This window comes from Iodobacter sp. CM08 (assembly GCF_033446605.1).
Classification (GTDB): domain Bacteria; phylum Pseudomonadota; class Gammaproteobacteria; order Burkholderiales; family Chitinibacteraceae; genus Iodobacter.
Map to the genome: position 1 here is coordinate 66,980 of NZ_JAWQUO010000023.1, position 15,493 is coordinate 82,472.

The 15,493-nt window shown below is 48.9% G+C and carries 19 protein-coding genes; 18 read left to right on the forward strand and 1 reads right to left on the reverse strand.

The genetic code is table 11. The annotated features are described in order from the left end of the window. Genes R6242_RS14300 through R6242_RS14345 form a run of 10 tightly spaced genes read left to right on the forward strand, consistent with a single transcriptional unit; the run spans window position 1 to window position 5,055 of the window. Entirely contained in the window at window positions 1–1,254 is a 1,254-nt protein-coding gene (locus R6242_RS14300) for a phage major capsid protein (RefSeq protein ID WP_318427939.1), read from the forward strand. Window positions 1,255–1,302: 48 nt separating this feature from the next. Continuing rightward, the gene (locus R6242_RS14305; protein WP_318427941.1) at window positions 1,303–1,521 is read left to right on the forward strand and encodes a hypothetical protein; all 219 of its coding nucleotides are present in this window, start codon (window positions 1,303–1,305) and stop codon (window positions 1,519–1,521) included. Window positions 1,522–1,568: 47 nt separating this feature from the next. Beyond that, window positions 1,569–2,114, forward strand: coding sequence for a head-tail connector protein (locus R6242_RS14310; protein ID WP_318427943.1), 546 nt, complete (start codon window positions 1,569–1,571; stop codon window positions 2,112–2,114). Next, a complete protein-coding gene (locus R6242_RS14315) occupies window positions 2,111–2,425 on the forward strand; it encodes a phage head closure protein (protein ID WP_318427946.1) in 315 nt (104 codons plus the stop codon). The genes R6242_RS14310 and R6242_RS14315 overlap by 4 nt, the downstream gene beginning before the upstream one ends. Continuing rightward, a complete protein-coding gene (locus R6242_RS14320; protein WP_318427949.1) occupies window positions 2,422–2,907 on the forward strand; it encodes an HK97-gp10 family putative phage morphogenesis protein in 486 nt (161 codons plus the stop codon). The genes R6242_RS14315 and R6242_RS14320 overlap by 4 nt, the downstream gene beginning before the upstream one ends. After that, window positions 2,904–3,308, forward strand: coding sequence for a hypothetical protein (locus tag R6242_RS14325; protein WP_318427951.1), 405 nt, complete (start codon window positions 2,904–2,906; stop codon window positions 3,306–3,308). Before R6242_RS14320 ends, R6242_RS14325 begins: the two co-directional genes overlap by 4 nt. Next, window positions 3,309–3,482, forward strand: a complete 174-nt coding sequence (locus R6242_RS14330) for a hypothetical protein (RefSeq protein WP_318427955.1) — start codon at window positions 3,309–3,311, stop codon at window positions 3,480–3,482. Next, window positions 3,445–4,359 carry a phage tail tube protein gene (locus tag R6242_RS14335; RefSeq protein WP_318427957.1) on the forward strand — a complete coding sequence of 305 codons (915 nt, stop codon included), beginning with the start codon at window positions 3,445–3,447 and terminating at the stop codon, window positions 4,357–4,359. Before R6242_RS14330 ends, R6242_RS14335 begins: the two co-directional genes overlap by 38 nt. Window positions 4,360–4,402: 43 nt before the next feature. Then, complete coding sequence (locus R6242_RS14340; protein ID WP_318427959.1) at window positions 4,403–4,738, forward strand: hypothetical protein; 336 nt, start codon at window positions 4,403–4,405, stop codon at window positions 4,736–4,738. A 2-nt stretch (window positions 4,739–4,740) separates the two neighbouring features. Beyond that, window positions 4,741–5,055 carry a DUF1799 domain-containing protein gene (locus tag R6242_RS14345; RefSeq protein WP_318427960.1) on the forward strand — a complete coding sequence of 105 codons (315 nt, stop codon included), beginning with the start codon at window positions 4,741–4,743 and terminating at the stop codon, window positions 5,053–5,055. Here the strand turns inward: R6242_RS14345 and R6242_RS14350 are convergent. Beyond that, window positions 5,042–5,251 (reverse strand): hypothetical protein, encoded by a 210-nt coding sequence (locus R6242_RS14350; RefSeq protein WP_318427962.1) that lies wholly within the window; start codon window positions 5,249–5,251, stop codon window positions 5,042–5,044. The two genes, R6242_RS14345 and R6242_RS14350, sit on opposite strands and share 14 nt — an antisense overlap. A gap of 11 nt (window positions 5,252–5,262) precedes the next feature. On the opposite strand from R6242_RS14350, the gene R6242_RS14355 reads away from it, so the two are divergent. The 8 genes from R6242_RS14355 to R6242_RS14390 all read left to right on the forward strand — a co-directional run bounded on the left by R6242_RS14355 (window position 5,263) and on the right by R6242_RS14390 (window position 15,371). Further along, a complete protein-coding gene (locus R6242_RS14355) occupies window positions 5,263–8,766 on the forward strand; it encodes a tape measure protein (protein WP_318427966.1) in 3,504 nt (1,167 codons plus the stop codon). A gap of 76 nt (window positions 8,767–8,842) precedes the next feature. After that, window positions 8,843–9,442 (forward strand): hypothetical protein, encoded by a 600-nt coding sequence (locus R6242_RS14360; protein ID WP_318427968.1) that lies wholly within the window; start codon window positions 8,843–8,845, stop codon window positions 9,440–9,442. Then, window positions 9,443–10,000, forward strand: coding sequence for a hypothetical protein (locus R6242_RS14365; protein WP_318427969.1), 558 nt, complete (start codon window positions 9,443–9,445; stop codon window positions 9,998–10,000). Beyond that, window positions 9,997–10,431, forward strand: coding sequence for a DUF6950 family protein (locus R6242_RS14370; RefSeq protein ID WP_318427971.1), 435 nt, complete (start codon window positions 9,997–9,999; stop codon window positions 10,429–10,431). The genes R6242_RS14365 and R6242_RS14370 overlap by 4 nt, the downstream gene beginning before the upstream one ends. Next, on the forward strand, window positions 10,431–14,090 hold the full coding sequence (locus R6242_RS14375) for a phage tail protein (protein WP_318427973.1): 3,660 nt from the start codon (window positions 10,431–10,433) through the stop codon (window positions 14,088–14,090). Before R6242_RS14370 ends, R6242_RS14375 begins: the two co-directional genes overlap by 1 nt. After that, window positions 14,090–14,383: a hypothetical protein gene (locus R6242_RS14380; protein WP_318427974.1), complete on the forward strand. Its 294-nt coding sequence runs from the start codon at window positions 14,090–14,092 to the stop codon at window positions 14,381–14,383. Before R6242_RS14375 ends, R6242_RS14380 begins: the two co-directional genes overlap by 1 nt. A 32-nt stretch (window positions 14,384–14,415) precedes the next feature. Continuing rightward, entirely contained in the window at window positions 14,416–15,078 is a 663-nt protein-coding gene (locus R6242_RS14385) for a hypothetical protein (RefSeq protein WP_318427975.1), read from the forward strand. A 23-nt stretch (window positions 15,079–15,101) separates the two neighbouring features. After that, entirely contained in the window at window positions 15,102–15,371 is a 270-nt protein-coding gene (locus R6242_RS14390; RefSeq protein WP_318427976.1) for a hypothetical protein, read from the forward strand. Window positions 15,372–15,493: the final 122 nt, after the last annotated feature.

Below are 15,493 nucleotides of genomic sequence, written 5' to 3' on the forward strand. Positions count from 1 at the left end.
ATGGATAAGAAGCTACAAGAACGGCGCGCGGCGCTGGCCAAGCAAATGCGTGAACTGCATATGTTGGCAGAGAAAGAAAGCCGTGGTTTTTCCTCTGATGAGGATTCGGCTTGGAGCAAGATGGAAGCCGATCTTGATGATCTTGATAAGCAGATTAAGCGATCTGGCAAATTACATACTCTGGATCTTGATTTAGGTAGTAGTGCCGGTGTTCGTTCGCTGCAGAGTGCTGACGATGTAGCGCCGAATGATGAAGAGTTTTCACATAGTGCTATTTTCCGCTCATTTTTAACGAGTGGTATTGCGGGCATGTCACAGCAAGAGCAGTTGATTGCCCGTAAGCACATGGATCAATCTAAAGAGCTTCGTGCATTTGCTGCTGGCTCAGCAGGGGCCGGTGGGGTAACAGTCCCTCCTGACTTTTTGGCAAAGCTTGAAATTGCCTTAAAAGCCTTTGGCGGCATACTGAATGTGGCAGACGTTATGCGCACCGATACTGGCGTAACCCTGCCTATGCCTACATTTAACTATGCCAATGTAGTTGCAACAATTATTGGCGAGGGGCAAACCAGTAATACTGATAGCAGTACACCATTTGGTGTTGCAAACATCGGTGCATTTACATACCGCACGCCAGTTTTACCCGTTTCGTATGAATTTTTGCAGGATTCGGCATTTGGTGAGCAATATATTGTTGATGCGCTCGCTGGGTCGATTGCCCGTGGTTACAACGCTCATGCGACGACCGGCGATGGTGTTGGTAAACCCCGTGGCATTTTGTTAGATGCGGCGGCGGGTAAGGTGGGCAGCACAGGGCAAACGAATGTGATTACCTACGATGATGTGATTGATCTGATTCATTCTGTTGATCCCGCTTATCGTGTTGGCAGTAAGTTTATGCTGCATGATTCATCGTTAAAGGTCTTGCGTAAGTTGAAGGATACAACTGGGCGTCCAATTTGGACCCCTGGCTACGAATCTGGCATTACCGGCCTAGCACCAGACACCCTGTGTGGCTACGCATATGAAGTAAATCAAGATATGCCCGTGATGGCCGCCAATGCCAAATCAATTATTTTTGGTGCGCTGAATAAATATAAGGCGCGCATTGTGCGTGAAACATCTGTATTGCGCTTAACTGAGCGCTATGCAGAGAATCTGCAGGTAGCGTTTCTCTTATTTGCGCGTATGGATGGCCGTTTGCTGGATGTAGGTGCGAATCCAGTGAAGTACTACGCCAACTCTGCGACTTAACTAACCCAAAAGGGCTGCAAATGCAGCTCTTTTTTATTGGAATTCAAAATGGCTGAGAAAAAAGTAAAAGTGGTGGTGCTTTCTGATGTGCCCGTAGATGGCAAGTCATATTCGGCAGGTTCTGTGGTTGAATTGCCTGAAAAAACAGCAAAGTCTTTAGTTGACGGTGGTTTTGCTGATGATAACGCTGAAGCTGTAGCGTATTGGCTGACTCAAAGCAAATTGATCGTGCATGGCGTAGTAGCTGAAGCCGCAGCCGCTGAGTAATTAAACTTAGTCCTAGTAAGTGTCTAGGCTTTTAGGGTCATCTATCTATGTTTACCCAGCTCACCCCTCCGGCCAGTGAGCCGGTAAGCCTTGCTGTGATGAAAGCGTATTTACGAGTAGATATTGCTGATGACGATGTGTTGATTAGTGCGCTTATCAGTGCTGCTCGTCGTTTTGCAGAAAATCACACTGGGCGAATCATTGCCCAGCGTGATTTTAGGATTGATGCCAGTACTTTTGGGGATGGAATTTTGCCCTTAAGCCCTGTAAGCAGTGTTGCCAGCGTCAAATATCTGGATGCCAGCAAAACCCTACAAACATTAACGGGGCTGGACTTTTGCCCCCACCCATTGTCCCCGCAGCTGTTTTCCCCAGTAGCTGGTTGGCCAGTGCCAACAAAGGCATGGAATGCGGTGCAGATCACATGCACCGCAGGAATGAATCCGGTTCCTGAAGATATTCAAAACTGGATCATGCTGAGAGTTGCAACGGCATATGAGCAGCGTTCTGCGGTCATCGATCTAAAGACAACTGAGCTGGGGCGCTCCTTTGTAGATGGACTGCTGGACGCTTACTGTGTGGTGACGATATGAACCCCGGCAAGCTAAACAAACGGATTACGCTAAAAAAACGAACGCAGCAGCGCAATAGCTATGGTGAGTCTAAAGACGTTTGGCAGGATTTTGCCAAGGTTTGGGCTGAGGTTCATGCCTTGCGCGGTTATGAGCGTACAGAGGCGTATTTAGCGGATGCACGTAGCAGCTGGCGTCTGGTTATTCGCCCCTTAGCGGGTTTAAGTACGGGGTTGCGTGTGCAATATGGTGCACGCGTATTAGAAGTGAAATCGGTATTGCCAATCGCGAGTACCCCGTTTATTGAGCTAATTTGCGAGGCTGTGGAATGAGTGCTGATATTTCAACCTTGGGTAATGCTGAGATCAAGCAAAAGCTTCTGGATTTAGCAGATATCGGTAAACGCAGGCATGTATTAGCCGCCTTGTATCAAGGCGCAATGGTGTATCGCAAAGAAATTGAAGCTAAAGCGCCATATAAAACCGGTTTCTTAAAAAAATCAATTGCGGCGTGGCGGGTACCAAAACGCTATCAGCTTGATCAAGATATTCCTGAAGCCCGTGCAGGTATCGTGCGAAATGTTTTTCGCTTAAATCGTCCTCGGCGTGTGCCATTAACTGGCCGTCGTGCAAAGAGTAAAAAAGGCGGGCATTTTGCGGTTGTGAATGCTTTTTATGCACGTTATGTGGAGTTTGGTACCAGCAAAATGTCAGCCAAACCATTTATCAGGCCCGCTTATGCTAGCGCTCAATCCGCAGCTTTTGCAGCTGTATCCAACAATATAAGTAAAGCCATGGCAAGGATTGCAAGATGACTCGGCTAGAGCAAATTGTGCAAGGGCTTTATTCAAAGCTTTCTGGAATATCAGGCCTTTATGTGATGCGATTGCGCGTATTTGAAGAAAATGAGCTGCCAGCTAGTAATCTTTTAATTGAATCCGTTCAGGCATCAGACCGTAATGTGATTGGGGCTCAGGATTGGGATGTAAAGTTTTCTGTATTGAGTTTAGTTGGAGGGGATGCGCCGTTTGCTGCTTTAGAGGTTCGACGCACACTGATCCATACCGCCTTATTAACAGATGTGCGCTTGGGTGGCTTGATTACTGATATCACCGCTCATGGTTTTGAGATGGAGCCTGATGATGAGCTGCCGCTAGTCCGGTTATGGCAGCATTTTACGTTGCAATATCGAAATAACAGCCTATTGGAGGCTTAATTGTTAGAACCCCCCATTCCCCAAACCGGTGGCGCGTATACGCGCTGCCAAAGTACTGGCGAACTCACTTTAGAAACGCCACCTACCCAACCCGCCGACGCGGGTTTTTTTACGCCTATTGAAAGCGAGGTTGCCGGTGTTAACCAAAAAAAGACTGTTAGTCGCAAAGACTGAGACGGGTTACGGTGTAGATCCAGTACCGACCGGCGCTCAGGCCATTCAGTGCAGCGATCTATCTATTACTCCTTTAGAAAATGATGCGGTAGACCGCGTCTTAGTCCGTCCGTATTTTGGGGGTGCAGACAAGCTTTTAAGTGGTGCTCGGGTAAAAATCGAGGCTACAGTTGAGCTAACTGGTTCAGGTGCAGCAGGTACTGCGCCAAACTTTGATGCTCTGTTGCGTGCATGTGGTATGGCCGCTGTGACTACCGCAAGTGTATCGGTAGCATACAACCCGATTTCTGCTGGGTTTGAGTCAGCAACTATTTATTACAATCAAGACGGTCTGCTGCATAAAGCCACTGGCTGCCGTGGTACATGGACGCTGGGTGCAAGTGCGAAGGGTATCCCTACACTAAAGTTTTCCCTTACAGGTATTTATAATCCTGTTGTAGATGCTGCAGCGCTTGCACCGACATTTTCTGCGGTGCAGATTCCTCTGCTTATTGGCGCTCCGACAACAGCCACTCTGCATGGTTTTTCCGGTCGTTTGCAGTCACTGAATATCAATCTCGGTGCAAACATCGCATACCGCGAGCTTGTTGGTTACAAAGGGGTTGAAATCACCGACCGCGATGTTGAAGGTGACATCACGATTGAAATGCCGACTATTGCGACAAAAGATTGGTTTTCAGCGGCGCTGAATGTCAGTACCGGTGCGCTGGCAGTACAGCATGGGACTGTCGCTGGGAATATTGTGCAAATTGATGGGGCGCGGGTATCTGTAAACAGCCCTAGTTATGAAGATTCTGATGGCTTTGTTATGCTGAAAATGGGACTGGCTCTTACACCAGTAACAGGGAATGACGAAGTTAAACTCACTTTCCGATAATCACACCCCGCGTCATTGCGGGGTTTTGTTTTTTAAGGCGCTTATGTTCAAAATTTCAGCAGTTAATACTTTTTGGCGCGAGATTACGTTTACTGAATGTGTTCTTGCGAATGAAGAAAAAGAGTTCTCATTTAAATTTGAATTCAAACGCTTGTCAGCTGAAGAGCTTGAACAGCGTACGGGTGTGGATAGCAAAGAATTAATGAAGGACTTTTTGTCCGACGTTGTGACGGGATGGGATGGGATTGCAGGTGAGGACGGTGAGCCACTCCCGTTTACTGCAGATAATTTCAAGGCATTGCTGCAAGTGTCGGGTGTGGGCCAGCTGGCTTTTCGCACGTATGTGCGTGAAGTAGGGGTGCTACGCACAAAAAACTAGCAATGGCTGCTCGTACTATGGTTGGTGGCAAGCAGCCAGCACAACAAGATGATGCTGCAGTATTGGGGGTTGTTTTACCTGCAGATTGGCTGGCTGGCAAAGAGGAAACAGAGCTTTGGCCAGAGCTGATCCCTGTTGTGCAGTTTTTTTCAAGTTGTGTAACGCAATGGCGGGTTGGCGCTGGCGGTGCCGTAGGCTTGGATTATCTGGCTATCAAAATGATTGCTGATACACAGGGACTGGCATGGAACCATCAGCTGCTTAGCGATATACAGCAAATGGAACATGAAGTGCTCACTGCGCTTACGTCCCGGTAGTTTTTTTCTGAGTGCTGGGGGCTGAGCGTTGCCAGTTGCCCCACATCCAGTTTGCAATTCCCATCAGCGGCATGAGAGCAAAAAACCATGCTCTATCCCAATAGATAGCAAGCAGTATCGCCCAAACGGCAAAGAAAATAATCAAGCCGATACTGGGCAAAATCAGCGCAAAAATAAAATCAAATAACTTAAGCATGGAATAGGCTCATGGCAAATAACGAACTGCAAATTAGAATTACAGCCGATGGCCGCGTCCTAGTTGCAGAAGCGGGCCGTGCTAGCCGCGCTATTCAGAGTATAGGTGAATCTGCCCAACAAGCGGGTGCCGCTACAGAAAGTGGCTTTAGCCGAACTAGGCGGGGCATTGAGTCTATTTCTACTCAGCTCAGCACACTACGTACTCAGATGCTGGCGTATTTAGGGACTAATTTATTCTCTGGCGGCTTCTCCGGTATGGTTGAAGTCAGCGATGCATTAACTAACTTGGATAGCCGCTTAAAGCTAGTTACGCATGGTACAGAAAATCTTGCTGCAGTGCAGGCTCAGCTGTTTGCTTCATCGCAAAAAGCGCAGACTTCATATCAGGATACATCCAATCTGTTTGTACAAATGGCGAGGGCTACATCTGGTTTAGGGGTTCAGCAGGGTGTTGTCCTTGATTTTACTGATAAAGTAAGTAAAGGGCTGGTTGTTTCTGGTGCCGCTGCAGAAGGCAGTAAGGCCGCACTTTTGCAGTTTGCCCAGGCTATGCAATCTGGGGTTTTGCGTGGTGAAGAATTTAATTCTATTAATGAGCAAGCGCCCTTTTTGTTGGATGCGCTGGCGTCTGGTCTGGGCAAGGCAAGGGGGGATTTAAAAGGCCTCGCTGACGATGGTCAGCTGACTGCTGATATTGTTTTTCCTGCAATGTTGCGTGGCTTGTCTGGCGTAGATGCCCAGTTTGGGCAAATGGCACCGACAGTGGGGCGCGCTACACAAGCACTAAGTGATCATTCTGCTGTTGCGTTGCATGAGTTTGACAAACAATCAGGGGCGTCTAAAGGCTTAGCGAGTGCCATTACTTTTTTAAATCAGAACTTGGATGGGCTGGTTTCAACCTTTGCATATGTGGCTGAGGGCGGTGCACTGCTTGCTGCCGTATATACGGGGAAAATGGTAGGTGCTTTTGCAAGTGCAAAAGTAGCTGCACTGGCAAAGATTGAAACTGATCGCGCTGTTTTGGTATCTGATGCTGAAGTTGCTGCCAGCGCTTTAGTACGAGCAGAACGGATGCAAGCATTGTCTGTTCAGGATATGAACCGGGCAAGAGCGGCAGTTGTTGCTGCAGAGCAGCAGGTTGCTGCCGAAGTGGCAGTAACGTCCGCACGGCAAACCGCAACATTGGCAACATTGGCCGCTGATCGTGAGCGCTACGCATCAACAGCAATGCTGATTCGAAGTGAAATTCAGCTAGAGCAAACTCGGCTACGAGCCCAGATTTCAGATATTGGCCGCGCCCAGCGTACTGCTGCGTTAGCAAGTTTATCGCTGGAGTTGGCAGCTGCGAATATGGCGTTAGTGCGTGCTGAAAATGCTCTGGCTGTAGCAGAAGCAGAAGAGGCCACTAGCGCGAATCTTTCAACGGTTGCTCAGGCCCGTCTTACCGCAGTACGTGAAGCGAGTGTTATTGCAACGGGAGAGGCTGCGGCGGCTACTGAAGTGCTTAGGCTTGCTAAGCTGAGAGAGGCTGAGGCTTCTTTGGCAGCGGCTGGTGCGTCGGGCGCGTTTGGTGTAGCAATGGCCATGCTTGGCGGGCCGATTGGCATTGCTGTGATTGCGTTGGGCCTCTTGGCTTTTAACTGGGATGAAGTGAGTACTGCTGCAGCGAATGCGGCCGATAAGTCCAGAAGAGCCGTTACAGATATTGAAGAGGCTTTAAAGAAATCTAAGGTGGCTCAGGCCAATGATGGTTTAGCAACTCTGAAAACGGAGTATGTAGGTTCTCGAAAAAAAGAAGAGGAGCTTAAAAAAGTTCCAACTGCTGGTATGCCTGATTATGCAAAAGCTGAGTTAAATGCAGCTATTGCCGCTGAATCTGAGCGCGGAGAACGAATTCGCGATGCGATTCAGAAAGCGGATTTACAAATTGCTGAGTTTAAGAAATCGCAGCAAGAAAAAGCATTGGTTGGATCTGGCCGTATTTTAGACGCCAATGATGCACGTTCTGGTAAGTACACAGATGTTCCTGTTGGCATGGGCGTTGCCACTACAACAAAAGACTATCTGGAAAAGCGCCGCAATGATGCTCAGCTGCTGAGCGATGCGCTCAAAGAGGAGACGAAAGAATATCAGCGGCAGTTAAAAATAGCGGATGGCAATGCTGATCTGCTCAAGCAGGTGAATGAATCTCATCAAAATGCATTAAAAAAGATTAATGAGCAATACGGCGATAAGGCCAAAAAAGGCAAAGGGGCGATTGGCTCTGCAAGCGATACCCAAATCGCAGCTTTACAGGGCAAAATTCAAGCAGCTGAGCAAGAGTCGATTACCACACAAAAGCTCAATGAAGGACAGCGGCAGGCGATAACCATTGGCGAGCAGCTGGCACTTGTAACAGATAAAAAAGTCCGCGCCAGTTTGGAAGAAAAGCAGGCATTAGCAGAGCAATTAGGTGCGATTCAGCAGCATAACGAAGTTGAAAAAGATTATATTGCGCTGAAAGAAAAACAGGCTGGCTCTAGGGAAAAAGAGCTGGCTGGTTTGCGTAATGAGCTGCTTGGATGGCAGGAAAAAGTGGCAACATTTGGCATGGCAAAAAGCGCCATCGATGAGCTAGAGCTAAGTAAGCTTGATGCGCTGCTGACTGATAAAGAATGGGCTCAGGCACTCGATCAAAGCAATATTGGTTTAGCCACTGAGATCCAATTTTTAAAAGAAAAGCGTGATTTGATGGGGCAAAAACTAGACGCGCAGCAGCAGTACGAAGGCATGGATGCTGCTGATAAATCGAGTAAAAAAGATGTTAAGGCGGAAGTAAAAGAGCAGGCCAAGGGCCTGAAAGAGTTGGAAGGGGTTTATCGCGGCGTGTTCCAGGGGTTTGAAGATCAGCTGGTTAGTATGACGACGAAAGGAGAATTCAGTTTTCGCGGCATGATTGATAGCATGATTAGCGATCTAATGCGTTTGATGATCCGCCAGCAGCTCATTCAGCCGATGATGGCGGCGATGACAGGAGGCGGTAGCTCATCAGGAGCTTGGACTCAGCTAATTGGCGGCGCGATTGGCATGTTTGCTGGGGGCGGTGGTTCGGTTAGCTCTACGCCTGCCGTGCCGGGTGGTGGGTCAATCGGTAGTTTTTACGGCTTTGCTAATGGTGGAATTATGACGCCAATGGGCAATTTGCCATTGTCTAAGTACGCCAACGGAGGCATTGCCACATCGCCGCAAGTGGCTATTTTTGGGGAGGGCCGTCATAACGAGGCTTTTGTCCCTTTGCCCGACGGGCGTTCCATTCCGGTTTCTTTACGTGGGGGTGGTGGCCAGCCTCAGCAAGGTTCTGAGGGCGATGTTTACATTACTTTGTCTCCGCAAATTGATGCGCGTGGAGCCGATGCTGGGGCGCTTACGCGGATTGAAACCGCGCTAGCTGAGTTGGCAAAAAACGTCAAACCCATGGCGCTGGATGCGGTAAGGCAGGCCCAATTGCGTAATCGCCGCACGCCACAATTTTAGTATCGCTTCTAAATAAAGGCCCCAACTGTTAATCGCAGCTGGGGCTTTCTTATTTCTATTTATTAAAAGGCTGGGTATGGCGACGTTTCCTAATTCTCTGGCGCCATCTGCAATCAATATGGGCAGCCAAAGCACTACGTTGGTGAGCAAATCCCATTCTGGTAAGCGTCAGGCGCGTAAATTTGGCACGACGTTGGTGACCTTTGATGTGAGTTGGACAAATTTAAATCGTGTCCAGATGGGTGAGCTATGGGGGTTTGTGCAGGCGCAGAGTGGGCAATTTGGGGTGTTTGATTTTTTCCCAGCTCTTTATCGTGATAGCAGTAATAGCAATGCACCCGTGTCCGCAATTGTTGGCGTTATTGCTCTGGCGCGACAGCGGCGGGTGCAGATATCTGGTTTGCCAGCGAGTAAAACTGTTTTAAATGCGGGGGATTTGATTAGGTTTGACAATCATCCCAAGGCTTATCTACTTGCAGAGCCAACAGTTTCAGATGCAAGCGGTAACGCGGTAATGGTATTGACGTTTGATTTGTTGAGAGATGTTCCTGCTACTCGTGTTGTTTTTTTCAAATATGTGGGAGTGCAAATGTCCTTGGTTGATGACGCAATTTCATTGAACCAGCGGCCCCCATTTTGGCATGACCTTTCTTTAAAACTCATCGAGACAATTTAAATGCGCAATTTAACCGCTGGTACCTTAGCAGAAATGGACGCGCCTCAGCAGCGGCATATTCATCTGTTAGATATCGCTCTGGATGGGCAAACAATCAGCATTACCGATGATTTTACTGATGTTGTGATTGGCCTCAAAACCTACACAGCCACTGGCCACCTTTTACAGTTTGATCACGATGGCGATGCGGATGGAATGCAGATCAATGCGCTGACCGTTACTTTATCTGGTGTTGATCAATCCATGATTGCCAGTGCCCTGCAGTACGATTTTTTAGGGCGTCGGCTCACGCTGCTTCGCACGTATTTCGATGAAAACGGCGTGATACAAGCGCCGTTTATGTTGTTTGATGGCCGCTGCGATGGGCCTGCCATTGAAGAAAGCCCAGATGATGGCTCATGTACTGTGCAAGTCAAAGCGTCTAGTCATTTTGTCGATTTTGAGCGTGTGCGTTCGCGTCTAACAAATTTGGAATCCCAGCAGCAATGGTTCCCTAGTGACAAAGGCTTTGAATTTGTGGCCGCTCAACCGCAGGATATTCAGTGGGGTGGGGCATGAATTTTAATCAATCGCTATGTGATTTTGCTGCTGAAGTGCAAGGCCAGCCGTATGTCCGGCCTGACACCGTTTGCCTAGCCTTGGCTTTCCGTGCTTTAGACGCTGCTACCAGTACTGATTTTTACGCTCAATGCCGCCCACATATTCGCTCAGCGGCCAGCATGCGTCGATATTTAGATAATGCCGGTCTGGATGGTCTGATTGTAAAGCTACTTGATTCAGGGTTTACGGAAGTGGATCTACAGGCAATGCAGCCTGGTGATATTGGATTTACTGGTGGAGCACCATTCGGTATTGGTGCCGTCGTAATGGTAGGGAGCAAGCTGCTAACGAGCAATCCCGATGACGGTGTGTTGCTTTGCTCTGCTGATCTAGTGGTATTGCAGCGGGTTGTTCGATTCAATCGTTTTGTAAATGTTGGGGTGAGCTAATGCCAGTCGTTGTCGCTTGGGTTGTTGCAAATGCAGTGCAAATTTGTCTTTTAGTCGCCACCACACTTTACTCCATGCATCGTGCTCAGCAAGCCCGTAGTGATGCAGAGCAATCAGCGCGTGAGCAAGCTGCCGCTGCCCGTGCAGCGATGAATCTCAAGTTTAATGCTGTAAATAATGTGGGCAACATCCCGCTGGTTTATGGGCGAGTTAGGCTGGGCGGCTTAATCTGCCTGCAAGAAATAAGCGCTGATAAAAAATTCCTACACATTGTGATTGCGCATGCGGAGGGTGAGTGCGGGCCTGCTTACAATTTGTACTTGGATGGTACGCTGGCCAGTGATAATAAATTTAAGCGCAAGGAAAAACGGCAGGTTAAGACAGGTACTGTCGTTGAGCGCTATGCCACGGGGAACTCTGGCTATGCAGATCGCACGGTTGATCGCTATGAGGAGCAGATCTTTGAAACCGCGCTGGTGCAGTGGAAATACCACAGTGGTAAAGATGATCAGGCTGCGGATGGTGATTTAATGCTGGCCCTGCCTAGCAAATGGACTGCAGATCATAAATTGTCTGGGGTAGCTTATAGCTATGTGCGCTTGGAGTGGGATCCGGACGTGTGGCGGCAGGTTCCCAATATCACAGTGGAAATGGATGGCAAGCTGGTTACAAATCCCAATGATGGGCAGCAAAACCTAGTATCTGCGAATCCAGCTCGCTGCTTGCGCGATTATTTATTATCTACTCGCTACGGGCGTGGCCTCAGTGCTGCCGACTTAATTGAGTCTAGCTTTACTACTGAGGCCGCGTACTGCGATCAGAAAATCGATATGGGGCATAAAGACGCTGGCGGCGCGGCGCTGCCCGTTGAGCGTTACCGCGTAAACGGCATGATCGATACCGCTAAATCTTGCATGGATAACGTGCAAGAGCTGCTGGAGCACATGCGCGGCTCATTGTTATTTATCGATGGCAAATACAAGCTGGTGCTCGATAAAGCCGATGTGCCGGTGATGCAGTTCAATGCCGATAATATGGTGGGTAAATGGCAAATTAAACGGGCAGACCGGCGGGATAAGCTGAACCAAATCACGGCTCATTTTGTTGATCCTGCTCGAAATTGGGAAGAATCAGTTGCTACAGTTAAAAACACTGCATGGAAAACTGAAGATGCAGAGAACCTGCTAGAGCGCTCGCTAGATTACTCGCTGGCATGTGATGAGCGGCGTGCCCGCTATCTCGCTGAGCGCGCATTGCGTAATTCACGCATTAGCATTGGTGCCAGTTTCACGGGCTTAGCTGCCGCTGGCAAATTACAGCCAACGGATGTGATTAGCATTAGCCATGAATCTACCGGCTGGGTTAACAAGCTGTTTCGTGTGGTGTCCGTCAAGCCCTTGGTAAGTGGCGATGTGGATGTAACCGTGCGTGAGTATGACGCTGGCCTGTATACGGAAACGCCATTAACTGCCTTGCCACCATTACCCGCAACCAATTTACCAGATCCATTTGCGCGGCTGCCTGCACCTGCAAGCCTGGTATTAACCGTCGATAACCCGACCAACTCTTACGGTGAAGTGCAAACCCGCTTAAAAGCGGTATGGCCTGCTGTCGATGGCATGCTTGCGGATTATCAGGTTCGTTGGAAAAAACAGTCTGAAACGATTTGGCAGGCAGCATATACCCGTGATTTACAAATGCTGTTTGTTGTTGAGCAGGGCATTCCTTACGACGTGTCTGTTGCTGGTGTTTCAGCGCTCGGGCGGGTAGGTGATGCACGGATTGTTGGTGCTACGGCAACCGGCCCCAGTGGCACGCTGGTTGATGTCAGCGGCTTGGTTTGCGATTTTACTGCCACAGGTGATTTTGCTTTCCGCTGGAACCCTCATCCAGACGTCAGTAAATACGCGGTAGAGATTATTACTGGCGGCATTACGCGCCGAACAGAAGTAATCAGCGGCGAAAAATATACTTATACCTTTGCGCTAAATAAGCTAGATGGCTTAAGCCGCACCGTGACCTGCCGCGTAAAAGCTGTAGCCAAGGATGGGCGTGGATCAAATTGGGGAATCCGGACAGAAACCAGAGCTGCACCCGCTGCGCTGGGTGGGCTGCAGCTGATCGCTGGCTATGATGCCGCCTTATTTACCTGCACTGTGCCTGCGGACGGCATGCAAACAGGGATACGTGTTTGGGCGGCTAGCAATAGTGGCTTTGCTTTTACTGACGATTCGTTCCTGATTTACGACGGGCCAGTCACTGCTGTGCCGATTAGTATTTTGAAGAGTGGACAACGGCTAGCCGGCGGCATACCGGTGTATGTGCGAGCAGCTGCTTATGATGCGTTTGGCAAAACAGGGCTGAATATTTCGTCTGAGCTGGCGTGTACGCCGTTGAAGCTATTGGCGGGGTTAAAGCCGGGCGAAATTGATTCGATTTTGATCAAGGCAGTGGATGCCGCAAAAATTGCTGGTACTTTGCAGGATTGGCAGATTGAAGGGCAGGCGGATTTAAAGGCGCGGGTAGTTAAAGCAGAGCAAGATATTACTGGCAAGGCGAAAGCTAGTGATGTCTCTATTTTGTCGGCAACTGTCGGGGGTTTTTCTAGTTCGATTACTCAGCTCAGTCAGGCTCAAGCATCGACTGATGGTAAGTTGATGGCGAAGTGGGGAGTTGTTCTGAGCGGGACAACGGCCGATGGACGTAAAAAATTGTCGGGGCTGCAGTCGTTTAATGACGGGGTAACATCTAACTTTGTGATTACGGCAGATCAGGTTTTGATCGGGGATTTGAGCAATTTAATTCCAGATCCAAACTATATGGATATGTCGTGGTGGGGAAGGGCTAGCAACCACCCTATCGAAGATGGCGGAGCGCCGGGGTGGGCAAAAACCACGCGGCGTTTGACGCTGCTGCCAGAGTTTAATGGGGAGTCCATCTCAAAATCTTTCCCTGTTACGCCTGGTGCGGTCTATCGCTTAGAATTAGTTGTTTATTCTAATCATGCTGTTGGCTCATTAAAAGTTCATATGCATATCCCAGGGGTTCGTTGGGCAGGATTTGACGGGTCTTGGCATGACTCGCCTACTATTGTTAGTGATGGATCGTGGGAAGGGGCTCGGTGGTTTTCTGCCGAAGTGACGTTCCCAACAAACGCAGCTGCTTCATCCTCAAATATTAGAATTGTTTCTAATATTTCTTCAGGAGGCTGGGTCGTTGGGCTGGTTTCAATTGTCCGCGTCAGTGACAGTACGCTGATTGCAGATGGCGCAATTACTACAAGCAAAATTAAAGTGAACGATCTGCAGTCCGTTAATGCCCGCACTGGCAATCTGATTGTCGATGGCGGCGGCTCTATTTGCAGTAGTAATTTTCCAAACTACTGGAGCTGGCCAGCCGCTGGGCAAACGGGGTTTCACATTTCAGAGCGCGGCATACTGCTGGGGAACCCTAACTACGGCAATGGCTCGTTTTTTCATTACGACGTTCAAAATGGCAGTCTGGAGGTGCGCAATGGCACAGTTAGGGCCTCAAAAATCGAGGCCTCAGAGATCAACGGCTCAACCTTTAACGCCCGCGCGGGTGTCGATGGCAATGCCGGTTTTCAGGTGTTTCATTCCAACGGCGTGGCGTTGGTACGATTAGGGATTTTTCCATAATGGCAGAGGCAGTATTTGAGATCCGGCGAACAGATGGCCTGATGCTGTGCAATCTGAATAGCCTAGGCGGTGTGTGGGGTGGCGCTGTTAGCGCCACGCTTGGCAATAGCGCGTATGAGGTTTTCCCGCTTGGGCGCGGTTTAACGATGTGGATTACCTACGTTTGCTTGGGCGCACATGATGTTCAGACGGGAACCAATGTCGATGGCTTCCCTTACGTGTCGTTGATTCCAAAATCTAATGTGTCGCGCCGTACGCGCACTGACACAATTGTGCAGGTTTTTTTCAGATGATAGGGCTAGAGATAAAAAACACGGGCAACGAGATGGTGATTTCTGCTGATTTTCGTCACCCGCATTTGCTGCTAAAAACGGGGTTTGGCCCGCCAGTTTTTCAGACCATGACCGACCAGGGTTATTATTATTCAGAGCATGACCCGATTTCGGGGTGGGATGCTGGGGACGTAAAACTTTTGCCATTTTTAGCGTTGTCGCAAGACGATCGCTATTACGGTTTGAGCTATATGCGCTTGTCTGTGATTGGTTTACGGCCTCCAGCGGAGTTGCCTACTGCTTATATTTTTAGCTCGCAGCAGTTTTACCGTGGTGCCTGTCAAGGCTTGCAGTTGTGTGATCCGCTTGGGCGTTTGCAGTATGACAGCATGTTAAAGCCGCTGCATATTGCGGCCGCTATTTCTGCAGGGGTGCCGGCAGCAATTCAGCCCGAACTATTGCGCGGTACGATTCCATCCCGGCCTGCATATTTTTTGCCGTCTCACTACGAAGAGATTGGGGTGAAGCGCACGGGGGGACTTATCACGGTGCAAGATTGGCGCGGCCTCTGGAATTTGCGGGGTGATCGCATGGTAAAAGGAGGTGTATTTAAAATCGGTCAAACGTATGAAGACAGCACACGCACATATTCAGTGCAACACGGCTACAGCGGTGCACATCAATTGATGTGTATCGATGCAGCTATTTATGATTAATTTTTTTATAAGGAAATATTAAAATGGCTGTAACTGAAATTACTAAAAAAATGGGATTTTCAATTAACCCGATTTCGACGAATGTGGATGGCTCAATGTCCGTTGGAGTGTCTGTTGGCTTGATTGGCACGGATGGCGTACTTGCTAGCGTAACTCAGCAAAATCATTATATTCAAGCCTCTGAGGCTGCGGAGATTCTTACAACAATATCGCTACCGAATGAGACTGTTAGTCAAGCATTAACTCGAGCCGTGGGCGCGGCACTAAAAGCTAAGGGGTTGCTGCCGTATTAATTTACCTGATTATGTCTCTTGCTCAACCTCCTTGCTCAAACCACCTAAAAGGCCTAAGGTGAACGAACGTTCTTTTGTGGAGTGGTCGTCATGGCAATCAACCCAATCCAGATGCAAAAGGG

What these genes read in the sequence shown, in the direction of transcription:
- R6242_RS14385 (WP_318427975.1), top strand. Translation starts at nt 14,416, where the DNA reads ATGGTGATTTCTGCTGATTTTCGTCACCCGCATTTGCTGCTAAAAACG.
- R6242_RS14305 (WP_318427941.1), top strand. Translation starts at nt 1,303, where the DNA reads ATGGCTGAGAAAAAAGTAAAAGTGGTGGTGCTTTCTGATGTGCCCGTA.
- R6242_RS14320 (WP_318427949.1), top strand. Translation starts at nt 2,422, where the DNA reads ATGAGTGCTGATATTTCAACCTTGGGTAATGCTGAGATCAAGCAAAAG.
- R6242_RS14370 (WP_318427971.1), top strand. Translation starts at nt 9,997, where the DNA reads ATGAATTTTAATCAATCGCTATGTGATTTTGCTGCTGAAGTGCAAGGC.
- R6242_RS14315 (WP_318427946.1), top strand. Translation starts at nt 2,111, where the DNA reads ATGAACCCCGGCAAGCTAAACAAACGGATTACGCTAAAAAAACGAACG.
- R6242_RS14355 (WP_318427966.1), top strand. Translation starts at nt 5,263, where the DNA reads ATGGCAAATAACGAACTGCAAATTAGAATTACAGCCGATGGCCGCGTC.
- R6242_RS14310 (WP_318427943.1), top strand. Translation starts at nt 1,569, where the DNA reads ATGTTTACCCAGCTCACCCCTCCGGCCAGTGAGCCGGTAAGCCTTGCT.
- R6242_RS14340 (WP_318427959.1), top strand. Translation starts at nt 4,403, where the DNA reads ATGTTCAAAATTTCAGCAGTTAATACTTTTTGGCGCGAGATTACGTTT.
- R6242_RS14360 (WP_318427968.1), top strand. Translation starts at nt 8,843, where the DNA reads ATGGCGACGTTTCCTAATTCTCTGGCGCCATCTGCAATCAATATGGGC.
- R6242_RS14390 (WP_318427976.1), top strand. Translation starts at nt 15,102, where the DNA reads ATGGCTGTAACTGAAATTACTAAAAAAATGGGATTTTCAATTAACCCG.
- R6242_RS14350 (WP_318427962.1), bottom strand. Translation starts at nt 5,251, where the DNA reads ATGCTTAAGTTATTTGATTTTATTTTTGCGCTGATTTTGCCCAGTATC.
- R6242_RS14325 (WP_318427951.1), top strand. Translation starts at nt 2,904, where the DNA reads ATGACTCGGCTAGAGCAAATTGTGCAAGGGCTTTATTCAAAGCTTTCT.
- R6242_RS14300 (WP_318427939.1), top strand. Translation starts at nt 1, where the DNA reads ATGGATAAGAAGCTACAAGAACGGCGCGCGGCGCTGGCCAAGCAAATG.
- R6242_RS14380 (WP_318427974.1), top strand. Translation starts at nt 14,090, where the DNA reads ATGGCAGAGGCAGTATTTGAGATCCGGCGAACAGATGGCCTGATGCTG.
- R6242_RS14365 (WP_318427969.1), top strand. Translation starts at nt 9,443, where the DNA reads ATGCGCAATTTAACCGCTGGTACCTTAGCAGAAATGGACGCGCCTCAG.
- R6242_RS14375 (WP_318427973.1), top strand. Translation starts at nt 10,431, where the DNA reads ATGCCAGTCGTTGTCGCTTGGGTTGTTGCAAATGCAGTGCAAATTTGT.
- R6242_RS14345 (WP_318427960.1), top strand. Translation starts at nt 4,741, where the DNA reads ATGGCTGCTCGTACTATGGTTGGTGGCAAGCAGCCAGCACAACAAGAT.